This window comes from Micromonospora sp. NBC_00362 (assembly GCF_026342155.1).
Taxonomy (GTDB): domain Bacteria; phylum Actinomycetota; class Actinomycetes; order Mycobacteriales; family Micromonosporaceae; genus Micromonospora; species Micromonospora hortensis.
This window is the reverse complement of record NZ_JAPENH010000001.1, coordinates 6,497,199-6,517,238: the sequence shown is the minus strand read 5'-3', so window position 1 is coordinate 6,517,238 and position 20,040 is coordinate 6,497,199. Positions and strand designations below refer to the sequence as shown.

Sequence of the window (20,040 nt, the reverse complement as noted above, 5' to 3'; positions counted from 1 at the left end):
CCCGTCCAGCTCGCCACCGTCGCAGGTGACCCGCGCAGGCACGCCGGTCACCCCGCCGCCTCAATGGCGGCCTCCACCTTGTCCAGGTAGTTGAACCACCCGTGGTCAGTTTCCCAGCGCTCGAACCTTGGCGATCGTCTCCTGCACGTGCTGCTTGGCGGGGTCGCCACCCTGGGACGCCTGTGCGAGCGCCTGACGGTACGAGTCGATCATGCCGACCAGCGGACCAGCGGCTACGCCTTCCAGCGCACCGGCGACGAGTGCCCGCGCCTCGGCCGCGTCCTGTGCTGCCGCTGCCGTCTTGGCCTTCGCCTCGTCCAGCTTCTGCGACGCCGCCGCCAACCTCGCGATGATCTGTGCTGCGCTCACGCGCACCTCCCCGTGATCGACCATCGCCTCCGCCACCGCACCGGCGGAGACCACATGGGAGCGTACGAGATCGGCGCACCCAGCGCGACCATCCACTCGCCCCCGGGTCACCTCGTGGACAGTGGTCACCCCAGCCAGCGGCTTCGCCAGATTCTGTTCCCTGAACCCTGACTGGGACGCGTGCCGATCGAGATCTTGGACAGTTTCCGTCAGCTCGTAACGGAAACTGTCCAAGATTTGGAGTGACGCCACGAGATTGGGGCGGTTCAGCGCTCGGCGACGAACACGCCGACGCCACCGACGCCCTCGACCAAGCCCTCGACCAAGCCCTCGATCTTGAGCGCGTTGATGGCCTGACGAACGACGATGGCCGAGACGTCGTGCTGACGGCACAGCTCAGACGTCGACGGCAGTTTGTCGCCCGGCGCAAGTTCGCCGGACGTGAATTCCGGAAAGCCGAGTGGATCATGACCGGGACCTGTCGAGCCGGGGTCAACGCGTAGGCGCGGCAGAGTTCTCGCCCTACAGCAGGCTCCCGTGGGCAGTGACGATCAGTCGCCACTCCGGTGTTCCGAGGGTTCGCAGATCCGGGGCCACGACAGGTTCGGCGCCGGGCGCGCAGACCCCGTACACCTGCGGCGCGACTGCCTCGGTGAGGAGGTGCTCGAAGTGGAACGAGCCTTCGAAGCCGAGCCAGACCACTGTGTCACCGGCGGCGCAGGCGACCCGCAGGCAGTGGGCCAGATAGCGGTGCAGGAGCGGTGGCAGCTCGTCGAAGACCAGGTCGTACTCGGTGACGCGGGCATACGGATCGTCCCGCTCAAGGGGATACGTGCGCACGTCGAGCGGCACGGTGCCACCATCGGCGAACTCCGGCACCCGGGCCGGGACGCCCGGCACGAATACGCTGACCACCGGCTGCGCGGCGAAGCGCAGACCGGATGCCAGATCGGTCATCAGCGCAGGCCGCGGACCATCAGCAGGTACGCGCAGTAGGCCATCGGCACCACCAGGAAACAGATCAGGAACCCGAGCGGCAGGTACCGCGGCGGGGTGCCGGCGACCATCGCCGGCCGCCCCCAGCGGCCCAGCACCAGGTAGCCGCCGAAGAACGCCACCGCCGGCAACCCCGCACAGATCCACGCGCCGAGGGTGAACCCGTCCACCAGGCCGACACCGGAGGCGAGCACCAGCATCAGCACGAGCACCCCGGCCGCCGCGCCGCACCCGGCGTAGACGGCCACCGCCCGCGCTAGTGGCGACCACGTCGGCAGCAGCGCCGGCCGCTGGGCCAGCAACTCCGCCTGCTGCCCGTGCCGGTCGGCCTCGTCGGCCATCCGCCGGGCCAGCTCCAACTCCACCGCCGGGTCGGCCGGTGCCGCACGCTGCGCGGGCACCCCGCCGCCCGCCGGGCTGACCGCCGTCGGCAGCGCCAGCCGCGCCTCCCCCGCCGGCAGCTGGGGGTACGCCCCGACCCCCGCCCGCCCCGGCGCGCCGGCTGCGCCGGCGGGTTCCCCGTCCCCGGTTCCGGGTGCGGTGGGTGCACCGGCAGCGAAGGGCGGGCCGGAGCTGGGAGCGGAGGGCGGGCCGGAGCCGAGAGCGGAAGACGGGCCGGAGCCGGCAGCGGGAGACGGACCGGAGCCGGGAGCCGAGGGCGATCCGGCGCCGGACGGCGAGCCGGGCCAGGCGGCGGTCTCGCCTGGCGTCCCCGTTCCCTGTCCCGCACCCGGGCCTGGGCCCGCGCCAGGGCCCGCACTGGGGGCAGGGGATGGTTGGTCGATTCCGATGGCTCGGCCGAGATGGTCGAGGCGCTGCCCCTGGGCGTTCAGCCGCTGCTGGAGGTAGTCGACGGCGGCGTGCAGGTCGCGGCGGCGCGCGGACTCGGCGGCGGCGTGCTGTTCCCCGGCGCGGTGCTGGGCGGAAAGTTGCCGGGCCAGCGCCGCGTACTCCTCGAAGGACACTGTCACCGCTCCCCGTCGGGGTCGTGCCCGTCGCCGACGAACGGGACGATCAGCCGGGTGCGCTGGTCGTGCCGGTCGATCAGCAGCGCCCGGTCGGGGCGGGGCGTGTAGGTCAGGTCGTGCGCTCCGAGGTGTAGGGCCAGTTCGGCGCCGGGCACGTTGAGCGCGACCAGGCAGGCGACGTCGTCGCGATTCTGGGTGCCGCCGAGGTCGTCGGCGAGCCGGCGCAGCCCCCGCCACCAGCCGAGCAGGTGCACCCCGTGCGCGGGGCCCTGACGCAGGACGGTACGCAGGTCGTCCAGGCCGGAGCGGAACGTGCCGGGGTCGGTGGCAGCGAGGACGGGCGCGGCGGCGTCCATGCCGAACACCACAAGGTATTCGCGGCCGGTGGGTTCGGCGGCGAGCGCGGCGATCCGGTCGCGTAGCCCGGCCGCGTCGAGGCGCCGCACGGGGTGACCGGCGGCCCGCAGCAGCGTCTCGGTGTCGTCGGCGACCGGATCGGCGACGTCGACCAGGCAGGCCAGGTGGAAGCGCGCGTCGCCGGGGGTGTGCTGGCGGGCCAGGCTGAGCGTCGCGGCGCGCAGCACATCCGCGCCGGTCGGTGCGGTGCCGACCACGGCGAGGTGCCGGCCGGGTGTGGTGTCCATCAGGAACAGTGCTGTGGTGCCGTGCACGTCGACGGTTCGGCCGACCAGGGCCATCGGGCGTCTACCACCGGGCCGCAGCCCGGCGAACGTGCTGTCGTCCTCGATCCGCGCCGCTTCGTACCCCTTGAAGACCGCTGGGGCCCGCGAGCCCTGCGGGCGGGCCTGCCACAGGTCGTGGCGCAGGGCGGCGAGGTCCGCGGTGGCGGCGTGCGCGTCGGGGAAGCGCAGCACTGTGTCGGCGCCGACCGCGCCGGCAGCGGTGTTGACGACGGCGGAGCCGATCGGCAGGGCCGCGGCGGCGTCGTTGAGCTGGTCGAGCACCCCGCCGCCGCCGGGCAGCGCCACCCGCAACGCGAACTGCCCGAAGATCGCCTCGGCCCGCCCGTAGAGGGCTTCGATGCCGGTCATGCTCTGACTGGCCAGCACCAGGTGGATGCCGTACGAGCGGCCCTTGCGGGCCAACTCCTCCAGCAGGTCGACCGACTCGCGGGCCAGCGCGTCGTTGCCGGCGAGCAGCACGTGGAACTCGTCGATGACGGTCACGATGCGCGGCAGCGGATTGTCAGGGGGCAGGTCGGCGAGCTTGGTGACGCCGTGCCGTTTGAGTGCGGTGGCCCGGCGCTGCGCCTCCCGGCGCAGCTCGCGCAGCACGGCGAGACCGTACTCTCGGTCGGACTCGATGCCGACGGCGCGGGCGTGCGGCAGCCAGGACGGGTCCCGGCCGGTGGGCACGAACTCGGTGAAGCTGACGCCCTCCTTGAAGTCGAGCAGGTAGAGCTGCAACTCGGCCGGCGAGTAGCGGGCGGCCAACCCGTAGAGGACGTCGAGCAGGAAGACCGTCTTGCCGGCGCCGGTGCGCCCGCCCACCAGCCAGTGCGGGGTGGCGTCGTCGAAGGCGAGCGTCAGCGCGGTGCCGCCGGCCCGGCCGATCACCGTCCGCAGGCCGTTGCCGGCGGACTCGGCCCAGCGCTGCTCGGGCAGCAGGTCGGTGAAGGGCAACGCGTCGGCGCGCCGGGTGGCGGTGCCGAGGTGCTCGGCGAGGGCGCGTACCGAGGCCGGCGGCGGGTCACCGTCGAGCAGGACGGGTGCGGCGAGCCCGCTGCCGTCGGCGCTGAACGGCGTCCCGGGCGGGTCGCCGACGTGCGCGTACCCCTGATTGAGCCGCACCGCTGTGGTGCCGCCCAGCGGCGGCGCGGTCTCGCCGGGCAGCCGGGACGGGTGGCCGGCGAGCAGCACACACACGGCGGCGGCCGGGCCGGCGTGAGTGAGCGCGGCGAGGCGGGCCAGCTCGCGCGGCGGCGGCGCGGCGGTGGCGACCACCACCAACAGGCGACGGCCGGTGGGCTGGTCGTGCTGCGCGGCGCGGGCGTGCTGCTCGGCGGCGTCCACCAGCGCGGCCACCTCGGCCTCGCTGGTGGCCGGCGGGTCGAGCACCCCGGCGTCGAGCAATGGTCGCAGCGGGCCGAAGGTGGCCCCGAGCGCGGCGGTGTCGATGCCGGCGACGCGGACCTGACCGGGCGGCGCGGTGGCGACCAGCCGGAGCACCAACGCCCGCAGCAGCCCGGCGACCTGCGGGTCCCGGGCGTCGGTGTCCACTGCGAGGTGGTGGCCGCCGCCGAGCGGGACCAGCACCGGAAAGGCGCCGTCCGCTGTGGACGCCTCACCGATCCGCACCGCTGCCGGCTCGTCGGTCAGCGGCGTGACGCCCGGGGCGGGGGTGGCCAGGGCAGCACCGAGGCGGGCGAGGCGGGTCACCAGGTCGTCGGCGCCGACCGGCGTGACGGTGGTCGGTGCCGCCCCCAGGGTGCTGCGGGCGGTGTTCAGATGCGCGCGAGCCGCCCGGTGGGAGTTGACCGCCTGCCCGTACGCCGACGCGAGCCTGCCCACCCTCTGCCCCCAACGCCACGGCCGCCTGGTCCCAGGAACCCTAACGGACACCGGCGGCACCCGGACAGTCCTGCGAGGACGTGTCACGCCGGACCGGTCAGGCGGGGCCGCACGCCGCCGGGCCGGACGCGTCGGCCGCCCCGCAGCGGAACACCTCCACCGGCGCCCTCGCCACGTCGGGCACCTGCTCCACCCGCATCAGGGCCAGCCGCTTGTCGACCGGCTCCCCCGAGTCGGGCGTGAACCGGATCAGCCCGGCCACCCCCGGGTAGCCCTGCCCGGCGTTCTGCCGGAGCACCTCCGCGTGCACGCCCACCGGGTTGACCGAATCCGGTTCCCACCGTTGCCGGGGGTCGGCGTGGTGCAGCCGGGCGGCGAGGCTCTCCACCGCCCGGACCAGCATCATCGACGCGTCGTAGGCGAGGCTGACCCGCTCGCCGACCTGCTCCTCCTCGGCACCCGTCCGGCAGCGCGGCGGGTCGAGCAGGTCGTCGGCCTGGATCCAGGACAGGAAGCTCGCCCGGGCGTCGTCGCGCCGGTCCTGAGCGGCCCGCAGGGCCGCACAGGTAGCCAGGGCCGCCTTGGAGACGTACGTGACGGGCAGGTTGCCGGGCGCGGCGGCGCGTAGCCCCGGGTTGGCCATGTACCGGTTGGCCGAGTCGTCGGCGACGAGGTGTCGGGGCGGGTTGCCGCCGCACTCGCGCAGCGCCCGCAGGAAACCGTCGAACTCCGACCATCGGCCCGCGTAGAAGAGCATCCCGGCATAGCCGCACTCGTCGGTCAGCCGCTGCCCGGTGCGCCACTCGTCGAGGCGGGTGATCCGGGGGCCGAACTGTTGTCGGAGCCCGTCGACGAGGGTGCCCACGTAGAGGTCCTCGGTGAGTGTGCTGCCCTCCAGTGTGGTGTAGAAGACGTGCGCCTCGTTGACCTTCAGCACCTGCTTGGCGTACGCGTCGACAAGCTTCACCTGGTCCTTGTTCGGTGCGGAGATCTGGAGGTAGAGGCGCGAGTTGGCGTCCATCTTGTCGGCGGAGAGGGTGGGCGCCAGCACCGGCAACCCGACCTGGTTCAGTTCACGCAGCGCGCGGGCGGTGCTGGTGCGGCTCTCCACCAGCCCGACCACCCCGAGCAGCGTGGGGTCGTCCCGGGCCAGCTCGGCCAGCATCGCCACCGCCCGGTCGGCGTAGATCATCTGGCGGCCACCGTTGGCCACCACGATCCGCAGCAGCGCGGCGCCGTCGGCGCCGGCCGACTCCTTCAGCAACGCGTACTGGGCGGTGGCCATCCCTTCCAGCTCCTCCCGCTCGGAGACGTACGACTCCTCGTCCGCGCGGGTCAGATTGCCGGTCAGGGTGCCCAGGTAGACCAGGGTGAGGAAGGGACGGCGCTGGTCGCTGCGCTGCCAGACCTCCTCGGCGGCGCGGTTCTGCGCGAAGATGCGCCGCTGGACGGTCCGCAGCCCCTCCTGGCCGGGGTCGTTGTTGAACACCTGCGCGGCGCTGTCGCTGTAGCCGACACACTCGCCCTTGCCGACCACCTCGACCGAGATCCGGCCGCCGGTGAGCGACGGGTGGCAGCCCGGCCCCCACCGGCTGCCCACCCACACGCCCAGCGCCGCCACCAACAGCAGGCAGAGAGCCGCCGGCAGGAAGCGCCGTGACCACCAGGGCGGGTCGGGCGCGGAGAAGGGCCGTACTCCGGCGCGGGAGGGTGGGCCGGTGTCGGTGTCGTCGGGGCGCAGCGCCACGAGCCAGGCGGCCGGGCGGCGCAGGCGGCGCATCTCCGGCAGCGCGTCGACCCACTCGTCGAACGCCTCGTCGGCCTCGGTCAACGGGTGCGGCTCGGGCAGTTCCGGTGGGGGCTGCCCGCCGGACGCGATGACGAGCAGTGGGTCGTTGCGGCCGGTCTCGGTACGGACGTCGCCGATCAGGCGGACCAGCTCCCCGCCGACGTTGCCGGGGGCGACGTTGTCGATCAGCAGAGCCGGGTACGCGGTGCGCCGCCAGTCCGACGGGCGCCACGGCCGACGCCGGTACGCCTGCCGCAGGTCCTCCAGAAACGCGTGCAGCAGCAGTTTGTTGACCTGATCGGGTTGCTCCCCGTCGCGCCAGCCCGCGGTGAGGCGCTCGGCGAAGCCGAGGAAGGTGACCGACTGCCGGGGCGCCAGGTACTGCTGGCGCATGAACCAGTTGTAGTGCCGCCCGAGCACCGGCACCCGACCGGAGACGGCAGCCCGGAAGACCACCCCCGGCACGGCCCGACGGACCAGCCAGAGCAGCACCTGGGAGACGATGCTGACCGCGTCGCCGCCGGAGGGCAACGCCTCCGGCGTGCGCGGGCCCCTGCGGTCGCGCAGGCGGCGGACCAGGGCGGCGCGGCTGTCGTCGGCGTCGATGCCCAGGCTGAGGCTCTGCTGCATCAGCCATTCGGCGAGCGGATAGTGCCGGAAGCGCAGCCGGGCGGCGCCGAAGGCCTCCAGGGAGAGCTGCCGGTGCAGCTCGCGCAGCAGCGCCGGCACGTCCCCGGCGCCGGGCGGCGCGTCGGCGTCCAGCACGGCGTGCGGGACCCGCCGCCGGGGGCCCTGGCCGAGGAACCGGCGCAGCGGCACCATCAGATCCGCGGTGTCGGAGCGGACCAGCCACAGCAGCGGCAGCCGACGGTCACCGCGACGGGGTCGCCGCAGCAGCCGGGCGAGCAGCGCGAACAACTCCAACCCGCCGGCCGGCAGCCGTTCCCGGCCCGCCGTCGACTGCCGTTGGCCGATCAACTCTCGCTTGGGCAACTCCGAGCGCCGCACGTGTCACCTCCGATCAACACAGTGTGACCTTGCGGTGCAAGGCACGCCAGAGCGCGACGATCGCCGATGGGTGTGGCGGGCCGGCGACGTTCACAGTTGTCGATTAGGTTGACCTGGCGAACACCCGATGGAGGGAGTCCACCCCGTGCGACGAGTCCTCACGGCGGCCACCACCGCCCTGACCCTCACCACCGCCGGCACCATGCTCGCCGGCACCCCCGGCCAGGCCGCCCCGACGGGCTGGGGCCGTCCGGTCGTCTCGGCAGCGCCGCAACCCGGCGCGCCCGGACTGGGCGACAGTTACTTCCCCGACTACGGCAACGGCGGCTACGACGTCGAGCACTACGACGTCCGGCTGCGCTACGAACCGGCCACCGACCTGCTCACCGGCACCACCACCATCCTCGCCACCGCCACTGCGGACCTGTCGACGTTCAACCTGGACTTCCTGCTCGACGTCGAGTCGGTCCGGGTCAACGGTTGGGCGGCGAGCACCAGCACCGCTGGTGCGCACGAGTTGGTGGTCACCCCGGCCCGCACCGTTACCCGGGGCCAGCAGCTCACCATCGTCGTGCGCTACTCCGGTATCCCGTCGGAGGCCCTGGTCAACGGCTACACCGGCTGGACGCGCACCGACGACGGCGCCCTCGCCGTCAACGAGCCCGAGTCGGCATGGTGGTGGTTCCCGAGCAACGACCACCCGCTGGACAAGGCCACCTACGACATCTCGGTGTCGGTGCCCACCGGCGTCGAGGTGATCAGCAACGGCGTGCAGCCGAGGCCGCCGCTGGCCGAGGCCGGCAACCGCACCCGGTGGATCTGGCGGACCACCTCCCCCACCGCCACCTACCTGGCGTTCATGGCCATCGGGCAGTACGACATCGTCACCGACACCGCCCCGAGCGGCCAGCCGGTGATCAACGCGTACAGCACCTCGCTGGGCGCCCTCGGGCCGGCCGCGCGGGCCAGCATCGAGCGGACCGCCGAGATCGTCGACTGGGAGAGCGGGATCTTCGGCCCGTACCCGTTCGAGGCGCAGGGCGGCGTGGCCGGGCCGGTCGACGGCATCAGCTTCGCCCTGGAGACGCAGACCCGCCCGGTGTACGGGCCGGGCTTCTGGCGACGCGGCGCCAACACCTACGTGGTGACGCACGAGCTGGCCCACCAGTGGTTCGGCGACTCGGTCTCGGTGGCCGACTGGCGCAACATCTGGCTCAACGAGGGCTTCGCCTCGTACGCCGAGTGGCTCTGGTCGGAGGAGCAGGGCGAGGGCACCGCCCAGGAGGTCTTCGACTTCACCTACGCCAGCTACCCGGCCGACGACGAGTTCTGGCAGGTGCTGCCCGGCGACCCGGGCGCCGCTCGGGTCTTCGACAACGCCGTCTACGACCGGGGCGCGATGACCCTGCACCAGCTGCGGCTGGCCGTCGGCGACGACGCGTTCTTCGAGATCCTGCCGACCTGGACCGCCGAGCGCCGCTACGGCAACGGCACCATCGAGCAGTTCCAGGCCCTGGCCGAGCGGATCTCCGGGCTGGACCTGGACGACCTGTTCACCACCTGGCTGTTCACCGCCGGCCGACCCGATGTGGCCAGCGCCGCCCGTAAGGCCGCCCCGCCGGCGGAGCCCAAGTCCTGGGCAAAGATCCGCGAGTCGCACCACCTGATGTCGCACTAGTACCCCACGTCGGCCGGAGGCGCCCGCCCTGCAGGCGGGGGTCTCCGGCCGCGAGGTGCAGCCGCCTACCGGGACGCGCTCACTGCACCGCTGGGGCGCCTGTCGCCGCCGCCGTGCTCGCCTCGATGGCGCGGATGTGCCGGTACGCGAACCAGAGCGGCGGGAACGCCCCGACCGCGAAGGACAGGTCGATGAGCGTCCAGAACCAGGGGATGTCCCGGATCGGGCCGCAGATCAGCGCCAGCGGGATGATGCCCGCGCAGGCGATCATGCCGACCTGCACCACCCAGACGTTGCGCACCGGGTCGCGCAGCGGCCCCCAGAAGGCCACCGCCAACACCAGGTGGGCGAAGGCCAACCAGTCGGTGCCGTAGAGCAGGAACGGGTAGTCCTCGCCGGCCGTCACGAGCCCGGTGTGCACCCGCTCGATCCAGGCGACCAGCGCGGGCAGTTGGCCGGCGAGCGGATCCAGTACGCGCAGCAGCCAGCGCACCTCGATCTCCAGCGGAAACGCGGTGACACCACTCAGGAAGAGCCCGATCAGCACGATCCACAGCCATCGGCGGGTTCGCCGTAGCCGCTCCTCAATGTCCATGATCGCAGCGTAACGATGATCTTCAGGTCGCCCTGGCCGCCGGGGGGTGACCGCCGTCTCAGCGGTTCGTCACCGGCCCGGCGGTGACCAACTCCCGGAGCCGGACCCCGCCCGACCGCACCGCCGCGGTTTCGGCGGGCCCGATGACGCAGACCGCACCGGTGGGTCGGACGATTCGGGCGGCCCGGAACGCCGCTCGTCGTACCGGGTGGCGGGGTCGCGGGACGACAAGCGCGAGGGTCGCCGTGCGGCCGCGCTGCCGGTCCAGGGCGACGCCCGCCGCCGTCGTGGCGATCGCCGCCGCGGCTCCGGCGAGGACGAGCGTCTGCCGAGGCCCGGCGTGTTCGGCGAGCCAGCCGAGTAGCGGGGCGCCGACCGCGGCGGAGACCGAGCCGGTGACCGCCAGGGCGGCGAGCACCCGGCCCCGCATCGCGCCGTCGGTGTCGAGCTGGGCGCGGGTGCCGACGGTGGTGTCGATGACCACCGCGGCGGCGGCGATCGGCAGGATCACCGCGGCGAAGCTCCAGGTGCCCGGTGCGAGGCCGGCGACGATCTGCAACCCGCTGGCGAACAGGCCCGCGACGACGAGCGTCCGGTAGCCCAGGGAACGTCGCCGGGCCGCGACGAGCGCGCCCACCACAGTGCCGACCGCGAACACCGTCGACAGCAGGCCGTACCCGGAGGCGCCGGCGTTCAGCGGCCCGTCGCTCATCGCGGCCATCGTCACCTGGTAGTTGCGGCCCAGGCTGCCGAGCACGAACGACAGGGCGAGCGCGAGGAGCAGCACCGGCTGCCCACGCAGGTAGGCGAACCCGGCCCGGACACCGCCCCGGGCCCGGCCGGCGTCCGGGACCGGAAGGCCGGGCACGGCTCCCGGGCGTACGGCGAACAGCGCCACCACCACGGCGGCGAAGCTGGCCGCGTTGATGCCGAACAGCAGGGCGGGTCCGATGGCGGCCACCACCACGGCGCCGAGGCTCATGCCGAGGATGCGGCCGGCGGAGTTGGTGAGCGAGCCGAGCGCCAGCGCGTTGCCCAGCGTCTCCCGGTCGACGAGGCTGGCGGCCCAGCGCCCCATCACCGGCCCTTCGATGGCCGAGACGGCACCGGTGGCCAGCGAGATCGCGAAGATCAGCGGCAGGCCGCCGACCCCGGTCAGGGCGACCGCCGCCAGTCCGGCGGCGAGCACCGCGTGGGCGCCCTGCGCGGCGATCAGCAACGGGCGGGCGGGCAGCCGGTCGGCCAGCACGCCACCCCAGACGCTGAGCAGCAGCGTGGGCGCCGCCTGGAGCAGCACGGCGAAGCCCATGGACGTCGCCGAGCCGGTTTCCTTCAGGACGTACCAGTTGACCCCGAGGACCTGCATCCAGGTGCCGATGACGGAGACGAAGCCGGCGAGCGCCCAGATCCGGTAGTTGCGGTGGCGCAACGCGGCGAAGGTGGCACCTCTGGCCACGACGAACCTCCAGCGATCGGCAGCATGATCATTCACACCGATCGCGGCGCGGTTCGGCAGCCGGCAAGTCTTGCCGGCTTAAACCTTTTTGCCCACATTTGTGAGCGGCTTCACCAGCGGGAAGGTCCGGCCGGTGCGGCGGCAGACCTACCGCACCGACCGGACGCCCGCACCTCAGCGAGCGGCGAGAGCCTGCGTTGCCGGGCCCACCGGAGCCGGCAACGCACCAACACCGCCCAGATAGCCGTGGATGGCGGCGGCGACCGCCCGCCCCTCAGCGATCGCCCAGACGATCAACGAGGCGCCCCGGTGCATGTCACCGGCCACGAACACCCCGTCGGCGTCGGTCTGCCAGTCGTCGCGGGCATCGATGGCGCCCCGAGGGTTGCGCTCCACGCCGAACTGGGCCAACAACGGCTGCTGCTCCGTGCCCTCGAAACCGATCGCCAGCAACACCAGATCGGCAGGCAACTCCCGCTCCGACCCCGGCACCACTGTGACGACCCGCCGGCCGTCGCGCTTCTCCACTGTCACCTCGGCGATCCGCACCGCCCGCACCTGGCCGGTGCCGTCGTCCACGAACTCCTGCACCGCCACGGCGAAGACCCGCTCGCCACCCTCCTCGTGCGCCGGGTAGCTGCGCAGCACCCACGGCCAGGTCGGCCACGGATCCCGTGCCTCGTCACGCTCCTGCGGCGGCTGCGGGTACAGGTCGAGCTGGTGCACGCCCGCGGCACCCTGGCGGTGCGCGACGCCGAGACAGTCGGCCGCCGTGTCACCGCCACCGATGATCACCACGTGCTTGCCGGCCGCGTCGATCGGGGTGCCGTCCGGCAGCACCGCCCGCGCCAGCCGACGCTCGGCGGTGGCCACCACGCCAGCCTGGTCGGTGGCCGCCGTGGCGACCGCGTGATTCGCCGCGACCAGGTGCGCCATCGCCTGGTGTACGCCCCGAAGCGCCCGCCCCGGGGTCTCCGGCGTGTCCCGGCCCTGCAACGCCCCACAGGCCAGCAGCACCGCGTCGTGCTCGGCGCGCAACTGCTCGGCGGTCACGTCCACCCCGACGTTCACGCCGGTGCGGAAGCGCACCCCCTCGGCGGTGAGCTGGGCCAGCCGCGCATCGATGTGCCGCTTCTCCAACTTGAAGTCGGGAATGCCGTACCGGAGCAGGCCACCGATCGCGTCGTCGCGTTCGTACACCGTCACCGCGTGACCGGCGCGGGCCAACTGCTGGGCGGCGGCGAGGCCGGCGGGCCCGGAGCCGACGACGGCGACCGACCGGCCCGACGGCGCCGGCACCGGACGGGGGGTGAACCCGCGCGCCGCGGCGGCGTCGGCGATCTCCACCTCGACCTGCTTGATGGTCACCGGTTGACCGCCGGAGATGCCGAGCACGCAGGCCGCCTCGCAGGGCGCCGGGCAGAGCCGGCCGGTGAACTCCGGGAAGTTGTTCGTGGCGTGCAGCGACTCCACGGCGGCGTCCCAGTTGCCGGTACGCACCAGGTCGTTCCAGTCCGGGATGCGGTTGCCCAGCGGGCAGCCGTCGTGGCAGAACGGGATGCCGCAGTCCATGCATCGGGTGGCCTGCTCACGGACCAACTCCTCGCCGGCCGGCGGGTACACCTCCCGCCAGTCGCTGATCCGCACCGGCACCGGGCGGCGGGCCGGCAGCCGCCGGTCGTAGCGCAGGAAACCGTTCGGGTCAGGCACGTGCCACCTCCTGGGCAGCCACCCGCGGGGCGGGCGGCACCGGCATCGCCGGCACAGCGGGCGCGGTCAGTTCTGTCATGACCGCGTCGTCGACGTCGCGGCCGGCTGCTTCGGCGGCCCGCATGATCTCCAGCACCCGGCGATAGTCGCGGGGCACCACAGCTGTGAACTCGGCCACCGCCTCCGGCCACCGCTTGAGCAGCTCCTCGGCGACCGCCGACCCGGTCTCGGCCACGTGCCGTTGGATCAGCTCGTGCAGCAGCGACTGCTCCTGCTCGCCGAGCGGCAACAGGTCGACCAGCTCCGCGTTGACCCGGGCCCGATCCAGGTGGTGCACGAACGCCGTGCCGCCGGACATACCCGCCGCGAAGTTCCGGCCGGTCGCGCCCAGCACCACCACGGTGCCGCCGGTCATGTACTCGCAGCCGTGGTCTCCGACGCCCTCGACCACCGCGATAGCGCCGGAGTTGCGCACCGCGAACCGCTCCCCCACCCGGCCGCGCAGGAAGACCTCGCCCGCCGTGGCCCCGTACAGGATGGTGTTGCCGGCGATGATCTGATCCTCGGCCCGCTGCCCCGGCGCGGCGTCCGGGTCGAGGAACGGCGCGGCGGCGTCCGGACGGACGACGAGCCGACCCCCGGAGAGGCCCTTGCCCACGTAGTCGTTGGCGTCGCCGTGCAGGCGCAGGGTCACCCCGCGCGGCAGGAACGCGCCGAAGGACTGCCCAGCCGTGCCGTGCAGCACGAACTCGATGGTGTCCTCAGGGAGGCCGGCACCGCCGAAGCGACGGGTCACCTCACCGCCGAGCATCGCGCCGACGCTGCGGTGCTCGTTGCGCACCGCCACCTCGACGCGCACCGGCGCCCCGTCCGTCAGAGCCGGACGGGCCAGCGCGATCAGCTCGTTGTCGAGCGCCTGATCCAGGCCATGATCCTGCGCGCGGACCCCGCGTCGGGCCGCGCCGGCCGGCAGCTCCGGCAGGTGCAGGACGGGCGCCAGGTCCAAACCGTGCGCCTTCCAGTGCGTCAGCGCCGGGGCCACGTCGAGCACCTCGGACTGCCCGATCGCCTCCTCGATCGACCGGAAACCCAGCTCGGCCAGGTACCCCCGGACCTCCTCGGCGAGGAAGAGGAAGAAGTTCTCCACGAACTCCGGCTTGCCGGTGAAGCGCTCCCGCAGCACCGGATTCTGCGTGGCGATGCCGACCGGGCAGGTATCCAGGTGGCAGACCCGCATCATCACGCAGCCCTCGACGATCAGCGGCGCGGTCGCGAAGCCGAACTCCTCCGCGCCGAGCAGCGCCGCGATCAGCACGTCCCGGCCGGTCTTGAGCTGGCCGTCGACCTGCACGGTGACCCGGTCGCGCAGCTTGTTGAGCAACAGCGTCTGCTGCGCCTCGGCCAACCCCAGCTCCCACGGGGTGCCGGCGTGCTTGAGCGAGTTCATCGGAGAGGCGCCCGTGCCGCCGTCGTGCCCGGAGATCAGGATGACGTCCGCCTTGAGCTTCGCCACCCCGGCGGCGACGGTGCCGACGCCGACCTCACTGACCAGCTTGACGTGGACCCGGGCCGCCGGGTTGACGCACTTCAGGTCGTGCACGAGCTGGGCGAGGTCCTCGATGGAGTAGATGTCGTGGTGCGGCGGCGGCGAGATCAGACCCACGCCGGGGGTGGCGTGCCGGGTCCTGGCGATCCACGGCCACACCTTGTTGCCGGGCAGCTGACCGCCCTCGCCCGGCTTGGCGCCCTGGGCCATCTTGATCTGGAGGTCGTCGGCGTTGACCAGGTATTCGCTAGTCACACCGAAGCGGCCGCTGGCGATCTGCTTGACCGCCGAACGCCGGGCCGGGTCGTGCAGCCGCTCGACGTCCTCCCCGCCCTCGCCGGTGTTGGACTTGCCGCCGAGCCGGTTCATGGCGATGGCCAGCGTCTCGTGCGCCTCCGCCGAGATCGACCCGTACGACATGGCGCCGGTGGCGAACCGCTTGACGATCTCGGTGGCCGGCTCGACCTCCTCGATCGGCACCGCCGGACGGACCCCGGTGCGCAGTGTGAACAACCCGCGCAGCGAGCCGGCCTGCGCGGCGAGCGCGTCGACCTTCGCGGTGTACTGCCGGAAGACGTCGTACTGCCGGCTGCGAGTGGCGTGCTGCAGCAGGAAGACCGTCTCCGGGTTGAACAGGTGCAGCTCACCCTCGCGGCGCCACTGGTACTCGCCACCGACCTCCAACCGGTCGGAGGTGGCGGTGCCGGCCGGCGGCCAGGCCAACGCGTGCCGCGCGGCCACCTCGGTGTGCACGCCCGCGAGACCCACCCCGCCGATGCGGCTGGGGGTGCCCCGGAAGTAGCGCTCGACCAGCCGGCTGTCCAGGCCGACCGCCTCGAAGACCTGCGCACCGCAGTACGAGGAGACCGTCGAGATGCCCATCTTGGACATGATCTTCAGGACGCCCTTGCCGAGCGCCTTCGCGTAGTTGCGCACCGCGGCGGCGGGCTCCACCCCGGCCAGCGTGCCGGTGGCGATCATGTCCTCGACCGACTCGAACGCCAGGTACGGGTTGACCGCCGCAGCGCCGTAGCCGATCAGCACCGCCGCGTGGTGCACCTCCCGGCAGTCCCCGGACTCGACGATCAGCGCCGCCCGCGTACGGGTCTGCTCGCGGACCAGGTGCTGGTGCACGGCGGCGGTGAGCAGCAGCGACGGGATCGGCGCCAGGTCGGCGTTGGAGTCCCGGTCGGAGAGCACCAGGATGCGCACGCCGTCCTCGATCGCCTCGGAGACGTGCCGGCAGATCTCGGTCAGCCGCGCCTTGATCCCGGCGGCGCCCTCCCGGATCCGGTACAGCCCGGAGACCCGGACCGCCTTGAAGCCGGGCAGGTCGCCGTCCTCGTCGATGGAGAGGATCTTCGCCAGCTCGTCGTTGTCGATGATCGGGTGCGGGAGCACGATCTGCCGGCAGCTCGCGGCGCCCGGGTCGAGCAGGTTGCCCTCCGGCCCGATCGTCGACGCCAGGCTGGTCACCAACTCCTCGCGGATGGCGTCCAGCGGCGGGTTCGTGACCTGGGCGAAGAGCTGGTGAAAGTAGTCGTAGAGCAGCCGCGGCCGGGTGGACAGCGGCGCGATCGGGGTGTCCGTACCCATCGAACCGAGCGGTTCGGCGCCGGTGCGGGCCATCGGCCCGAGCAGGATCTTCAGCTCTTCCACCGTGTAGCCGAAGGTCTGCTGCCGGCGGCGTACCGAGTCGTGGGTATAGACGGTGTGCTCGCGGGCCGGCAGGTCGTCCAGCTCGATCAGCCCGGCGTGCAGCCACTCGCCGTACGGCTGGGCGGCGGCCAACTCGGACTTGATCTCCTCGTCGTGCACGATCCGCCCGGCCACTGTGTCGACCAGGAACATCCGGCCTGGCTGGAGGCGCCCCTTGGCGACCACGTGGGCCGGGTCGAGGTCGAGGACGCCCGCCTCGGAGCCGAGCACCACGAGCCCGTCGTCGGTCTGCCACCAGCGCCCGGGGCGCAGCCCGTTGCGGTCCAGCACCGCGCCGACGATCTCGCCGTCGGTGAAGGCCACCGACGCCGGACCGTCCCACGGCTCCATCAGGCTGGCGTGGAAGCGGTAGAACGCGCGCTTGGCCGGGTCCATCCCCGGGTCGTTCTCCCAGGCCTCGGGGATCATCATGAGCACCGCGTGCGGCAGGCTCCGCCCGGCCAGGTGCAGCAACTCCAGGACCTCGTCGAAGTTCGCCGAGTCGGAGGCGGCCGGGGTGCAGACCGGGAAGACCCGCCGGATGTTGCCCGGCACGTTCGGCGAGCGCAGGAGCGCCTCGCGGGCCTGCATCCAGTTGCGGTTGCCCCGGATCGTGTTGATCTCGCCGTTGTGGGCGATGAACCGGTACGGGTGCGCCAGCGGCCAGGACGGGAAGGTGTTCGTGGAGAAGCGGGAGTGCACCAGCGCGATCGCGCTGTCCACCCGCTCGTCGCGCAGGTCCGGGTAGAACGCCGGCAACTGGTCGGGCGTGAGCATGCCCTTGTAGACCATGGTGCGGCTGGACAGCGACGGGAAGTACGCCGGGACGCCGCGCTCGGCGGTCTCCCGTTCGGCCTGCTTGCGCAGGCAGAACGCCACCCGGTCCAGCTCGACGCCGCGCAGCGGGGAGCCGGCCGGCCCGTCGGGCGTGTCGGTGAGCCGGTGCGCGGCCAGGAAGAGCTGCCGAACCCGGGGCATCGCCGCCAGGGCCGTCTCGCCCAGGTCACTCGGGTCGATCGGCACGTCCCGCCAGCCGAGCAGGTCGGCGCCCTCGACCACCGCGTACTTCTCCACCACCCGGCGGGCACGCGCCTCGGCGGCATCGTCGTCGGGAAGGAAGACCAGCCCCGTGGCGTACTCGCCGGCCGGGGGAAGCGCGACGTCAGCCACCGCGCGCAGGAACGCGTCGGGCACCTGGATCATGATGCCGGCGCCGTCGCCGGTGTTCGGCTCCGCGCCACGGGCGCCCCGGTGGTCCAGCCGACAGAGCGCGCCGAGCCCGTTGGCGACGACCGAGTGTGAACGCCGGCCGTGCAGGTCCGCCACGAAGGCCACGCCGCAGGCGTCGTGCTCCTGCGCTGGGTCGTAGAGGCCCTGGGCGGACGGACGGGGGTGGGGCGTCGGGGACGCCTGCGGGCTGTGCGGATGCGGCTGTTCTGTGTCCGCGTACGGCTGAGCCACCGGGCCTCCTGTCGTCACTCAGGTTGGATCATGGTGGGGACGACGTCGGCCCGTGGGTCTATTGAGTCTACGTTAGGGCCGGGGCCGCACGGCCACCCGAGATTGATCACACCGTCCACTGGCTGGGACGTGTAGTCTCGCGCGGTGGATCCGCGACACAAGAACGTCTTCGACCGGTTGGAACGCTTCTACGACGCGGTGCCCCGCGACGTCTCCGGTGCGGAGGATCATGGCGGGCTGGTGCTGTTCGTCCGCGAAGGCGCCGGCTGGCCGTTCTACGCCCGCCCCCGGATCGACGCCACCGAGCCGCCGTCGCTGGCCGACGTGACCTCGGTCCGCGAGCGCCAGCGGAAGCTGGGCCTGCCAGAAGCCTTCGAATGGGTGCACGAGACGGCCCCCGAACTGCTGGCGGTGGCCCGCTCGGCGGGGCTCAGCGTGCTGGAGGCGCCGCTGATGGTGCTCGACCCGAGCGCGCTGCCCGACCCGGCGACGCTGTCCGACGCGGCGGTGCGGGTGCTGGCTGCCGACTCCCCCGGCTTCGCCGCCGACGTCGCCGCACGGCGTGCGGTGGCAGCGGTCGCGTTCGCCGCCGCCGGCACCGCCCCCGGTGACGCCGGCCCGGCCGAACGCGACGCGGCCGTCACCGAACTCGAACTGGCCGCGCTCGACGAGGAGCGCGTCCGGATCGCCGACGGCCGACGGATCTCCGCACTGGCCGGCACGCCGACCGAGGGCGCGCTGGCCAGCGGCATGGCGATGCGGGTGGACGACGTCGCGGAGATCGCCGGGGTGGCCACCCTGCCGTCCGCCCGACGACGCGGGCTGGGCGCCGCGCTCACCGCCACCCTGGCCCGGGAACTGCTGGCGGCCGGCACCGAGCTGGTCTTCCTCTCCGCGGGCAGCGAGGAGATCGCGCGGGTCTACCTGCGGGTCGGCTTCCGCCGGATCGGCACCGCCTGCATCGCCGAACCCGCCGCCCTCATCCCCTGACCTGCCCCGCTCCCCTGGCCGGCCTCGCTCCGCTGACCTGCCGCACGGCCGAGGTCAGGTCGGTGGGCGCCACTGGGCGGCGGAGGCGACGGCGCTGGAGAGCAGTCGGGAGTTGATCGTGCCCAGTGCGGCGTCCCGGGCGCGCAGCGCCAACCGACCCCGGGTCTGAAGCACCGCCGACATCCGCCGGGTCTGCCGGACCACCGTCGCGGCCCGGGGGCGGCGCACCCGGTCGTACGCCTGCACGGCGTCGGGCAGCCGGGCCTCCCGCAGCAGCGACGCGAGCGTGGCGGCGTCCTCGAACGCGAGGCAGGCGCCCTGCCCGAGGTGCGGCGGCATGGCGTGCGCCGCGTCGCCGAGCAGCACCACCCCACCGGGCCCGACCGGATAGCCGTATGCCCGGGGCAGCGGGCGCAGCTCGCGAACCTCCTGTTGGACCAGGTCGGCCGGGTCGGTGGCGTCGAGCAGCGCGCCGACCGGCGCGGGCCAGCCCGCGTACCAGCGGCGCAGCAGGGCGAGCTGGGTCTCCGGTGGTTCCGGGCGGGGTGCGCCGGCGGCGGTGGCCACCCAGTAGATGCCGCCCCGGCTGGACCCGCCCGAGGAGCCCCGCTCGCCCAGCGACGCGGCCACGAACCGGTAACCCGCGCCGAGAATCTCACCGGCCAGCGGCTGATCGTCGGGCAGTCGAGGTGCCTGGTACCAGGGGATGACGGCCCGCCAGGCGGCGCACCCGGAGCTGACCACCCGGGACTCGGGCGCGAGTTGGCGGCGGATGCCGCTGTCCGTGCCGTCGGCGGCCACCACCAGATCGGCCTCGATGGTGTGCCGCCCGTCGCTGACTCCCGGCCGCTCGCCCGGCTCGACGCGAACGTGGCGCACTGTCACCCCGGTCCGCAACTCGACCCGCTCGCCGAGGCCGGCGATCAGCGCGTCGTGCAGATCCTCCCGGTGCACCACCACCGGCATCCGGTCGGCCGGGATGGGCCGGGGCTGCACGAGCCAGTGCCCATCTGGACGACGGACCCCGCCGTCGCGCAACGGGGTGGCGATGGCGGCCAGGCCGGCGCCGAGGCCGAGGGCCTGGAGCGCGCGGACGCCGTTGGGCCAGAGCACCACTGCGGTCGGCTCGGGGCGGACCCGTTCGGCGCGTTCCAATACTGTGACCTGCCAGCCGGAACGGGCCAGCGCGCCGGCCACCGCGAGGCCACCGACCCCTGCGCCGACCACCACCGCGCTTCGCATCGG

12 protein-coding genes and 1 pseudogene are annotated in these 20,040 nt (G+C 73.3%); 2 read left to right on the top strand and 11 right to left on the bottom strand.

Going from position 1 to position 20,040, the window contains the following annotated elements:
• Positions 1-105 precede the first annotated feature (105 nt).
• From OG992_RS30150 to OG992_RS30125, 6 genes and pseudogenes are all read right to left on the bottom strand, one after another.
• Positions 106-369 carry a DUF6244 family protein gene (locus OG992_RS30150; RefSeq protein ID WP_030489032.1) on the bottom strand — a complete coding sequence of 88 codons (264 nt, stop codon included), beginning with the start codon at positions 367-369 and terminating at the stop codon, positions 106-108.
• Positions 370-635: 266 nt separating this feature from the next.
• A pseudogene (locus tag OG992_RS30145) lies at positions 636-809 on the bottom strand (GntR family transcriptional regulator); the annotation flags it as partial.
• 82 nt (positions 810-891) lie between these two features.
• Positions 892-1,326, bottom strand: a complete 435-nt coding sequence (locus OG992_RS30140) for a hypothetical protein (RefSeq protein WP_266304911.1) — start codon at positions 1,324-1,326, stop codon at positions 892-894.
• Entirely contained in the window at positions 1,326-2,330 is a 1,005-nt protein-coding gene (locus OG992_RS33850; RefSeq protein ID WP_323181922.1) for a hypothetical protein, read from the bottom strand. Before OG992_RS33850 ends, OG992_RS30140 begins: the two co-directional genes overlap by 1 nt.
• 2 nt (positions 2,331-2,332) lie before the next feature.
• Positions 2,333-4,864 carry an FtsK/SpoIIIE domain-containing protein gene (locus OG992_RS30130; RefSeq protein WP_266304910.1) on the bottom strand — a complete coding sequence of 844 codons (2,532 nt, stop codon included), beginning with the start codon at positions 4,862-4,864 and terminating at the stop codon, positions 2,333-2,335.
• Between the two features lie 97 nt (positions 4,865-4,961).
• Complete coding sequence (locus tag OG992_RS30125; protein ID WP_266304909.1) at positions 4,962-7,661, bottom strand: hypothetical protein; 2,700 nt, start codon at positions 7,659-7,661, stop codon at positions 4,962-4,964.
• Positions 7,662-7,806: 145 nt separating this feature from the next.
• Here OG992_RS30125 and OG992_RS30120 point away from each other — a divergent pair, with 145 nt between their 5' ends.
• The gene (locus OG992_RS30120; RefSeq protein WP_238686035.1) at positions 7,807-9,339 is read left to right on the top strand and encodes a M1 family metallopeptidase; all 1,533 of its coding nucleotides are present in this window, start codon (positions 7,807-7,809) and stop codon (positions 9,337-9,339) included.
• Between the two features lie 79 nt (positions 9,340-9,418).
• Here the strand turns inward: OG992_RS30120 and OG992_RS30115 are convergent, their stop codons facing one another.
• The 4 genes from OG992_RS30115 to gltB form a co-directional block, all read right to left on the bottom strand.
• A complete protein-coding gene (locus OG992_RS30115; RefSeq protein ID WP_266304908.1) occupies positions 9,419-9,934 on the bottom strand; it encodes a hypothetical protein in 516 nt (171 codons plus the stop codon).
• A 58-nt stretch (positions 9,935-9,992) separates the two neighbouring features.
• Positions 9,993-11,390 (bottom strand): MFS transporter, encoded by a 1,398-nt coding sequence (locus OG992_RS30110; protein WP_266304907.1) that lies wholly within the window; start codon positions 11,388-11,390, stop codon positions 9,993-9,995.
• Between the two features lie 174 nt (positions 11,391-11,564).
• Positions 11,565-13,100 carry a glutamate synthase subunit beta gene (locus OG992_RS30105; protein ID WP_238686032.1) on the bottom strand — a complete coding sequence of 512 codons (1,536 nt, stop codon included), beginning with the start codon at positions 13,098-13,100 and terminating at the stop codon, positions 11,565-11,567.
• Entirely contained in the window at positions 13,093-17,805 is a 4,713-nt protein-coding gene (gene gltB, locus OG992_RS30100; protein WP_266304906.1) for a glutamate synthase large subunit, read from the bottom strand. The genes OG992_RS30105 and gltB overlap by 8 nt, the downstream gene beginning before the upstream one ends.
• A gap of 144 nt (positions 17,806-17,949) precedes the next feature.
• Here gltB and OG992_RS30095 point away from each other — a divergent pair, with 144 nt between their 5' ends.
• Positions 17,950-18,795: a GNAT family N-acetyltransferase gene (locus OG992_RS30095; RefSeq protein ID WP_266304905.1), complete on the top strand. Its 846-nt coding sequence runs from the start codon at positions 17,950-17,952 to the stop codon at positions 18,793-18,795.
• Positions 18,796-18,849: 54 nt separating this feature from the next.
• On the opposite strand, the gene OG992_RS30090 is transcribed toward OG992_RS30095, so the two are convergent.
• The gene (locus OG992_RS30090; RefSeq protein ID WP_266304904.1) at positions 18,850-20,037 is read right to left on the bottom strand and encodes an NAD(P)/FAD-dependent oxidoreductase; all 1,188 of its coding nucleotides are present in this window, start codon (positions 20,035-20,037) and stop codon (positions 18,850-18,852) included.
• Between the last annotated feature and the right edge of the window lie 3 nt (positions 20,038-20,040).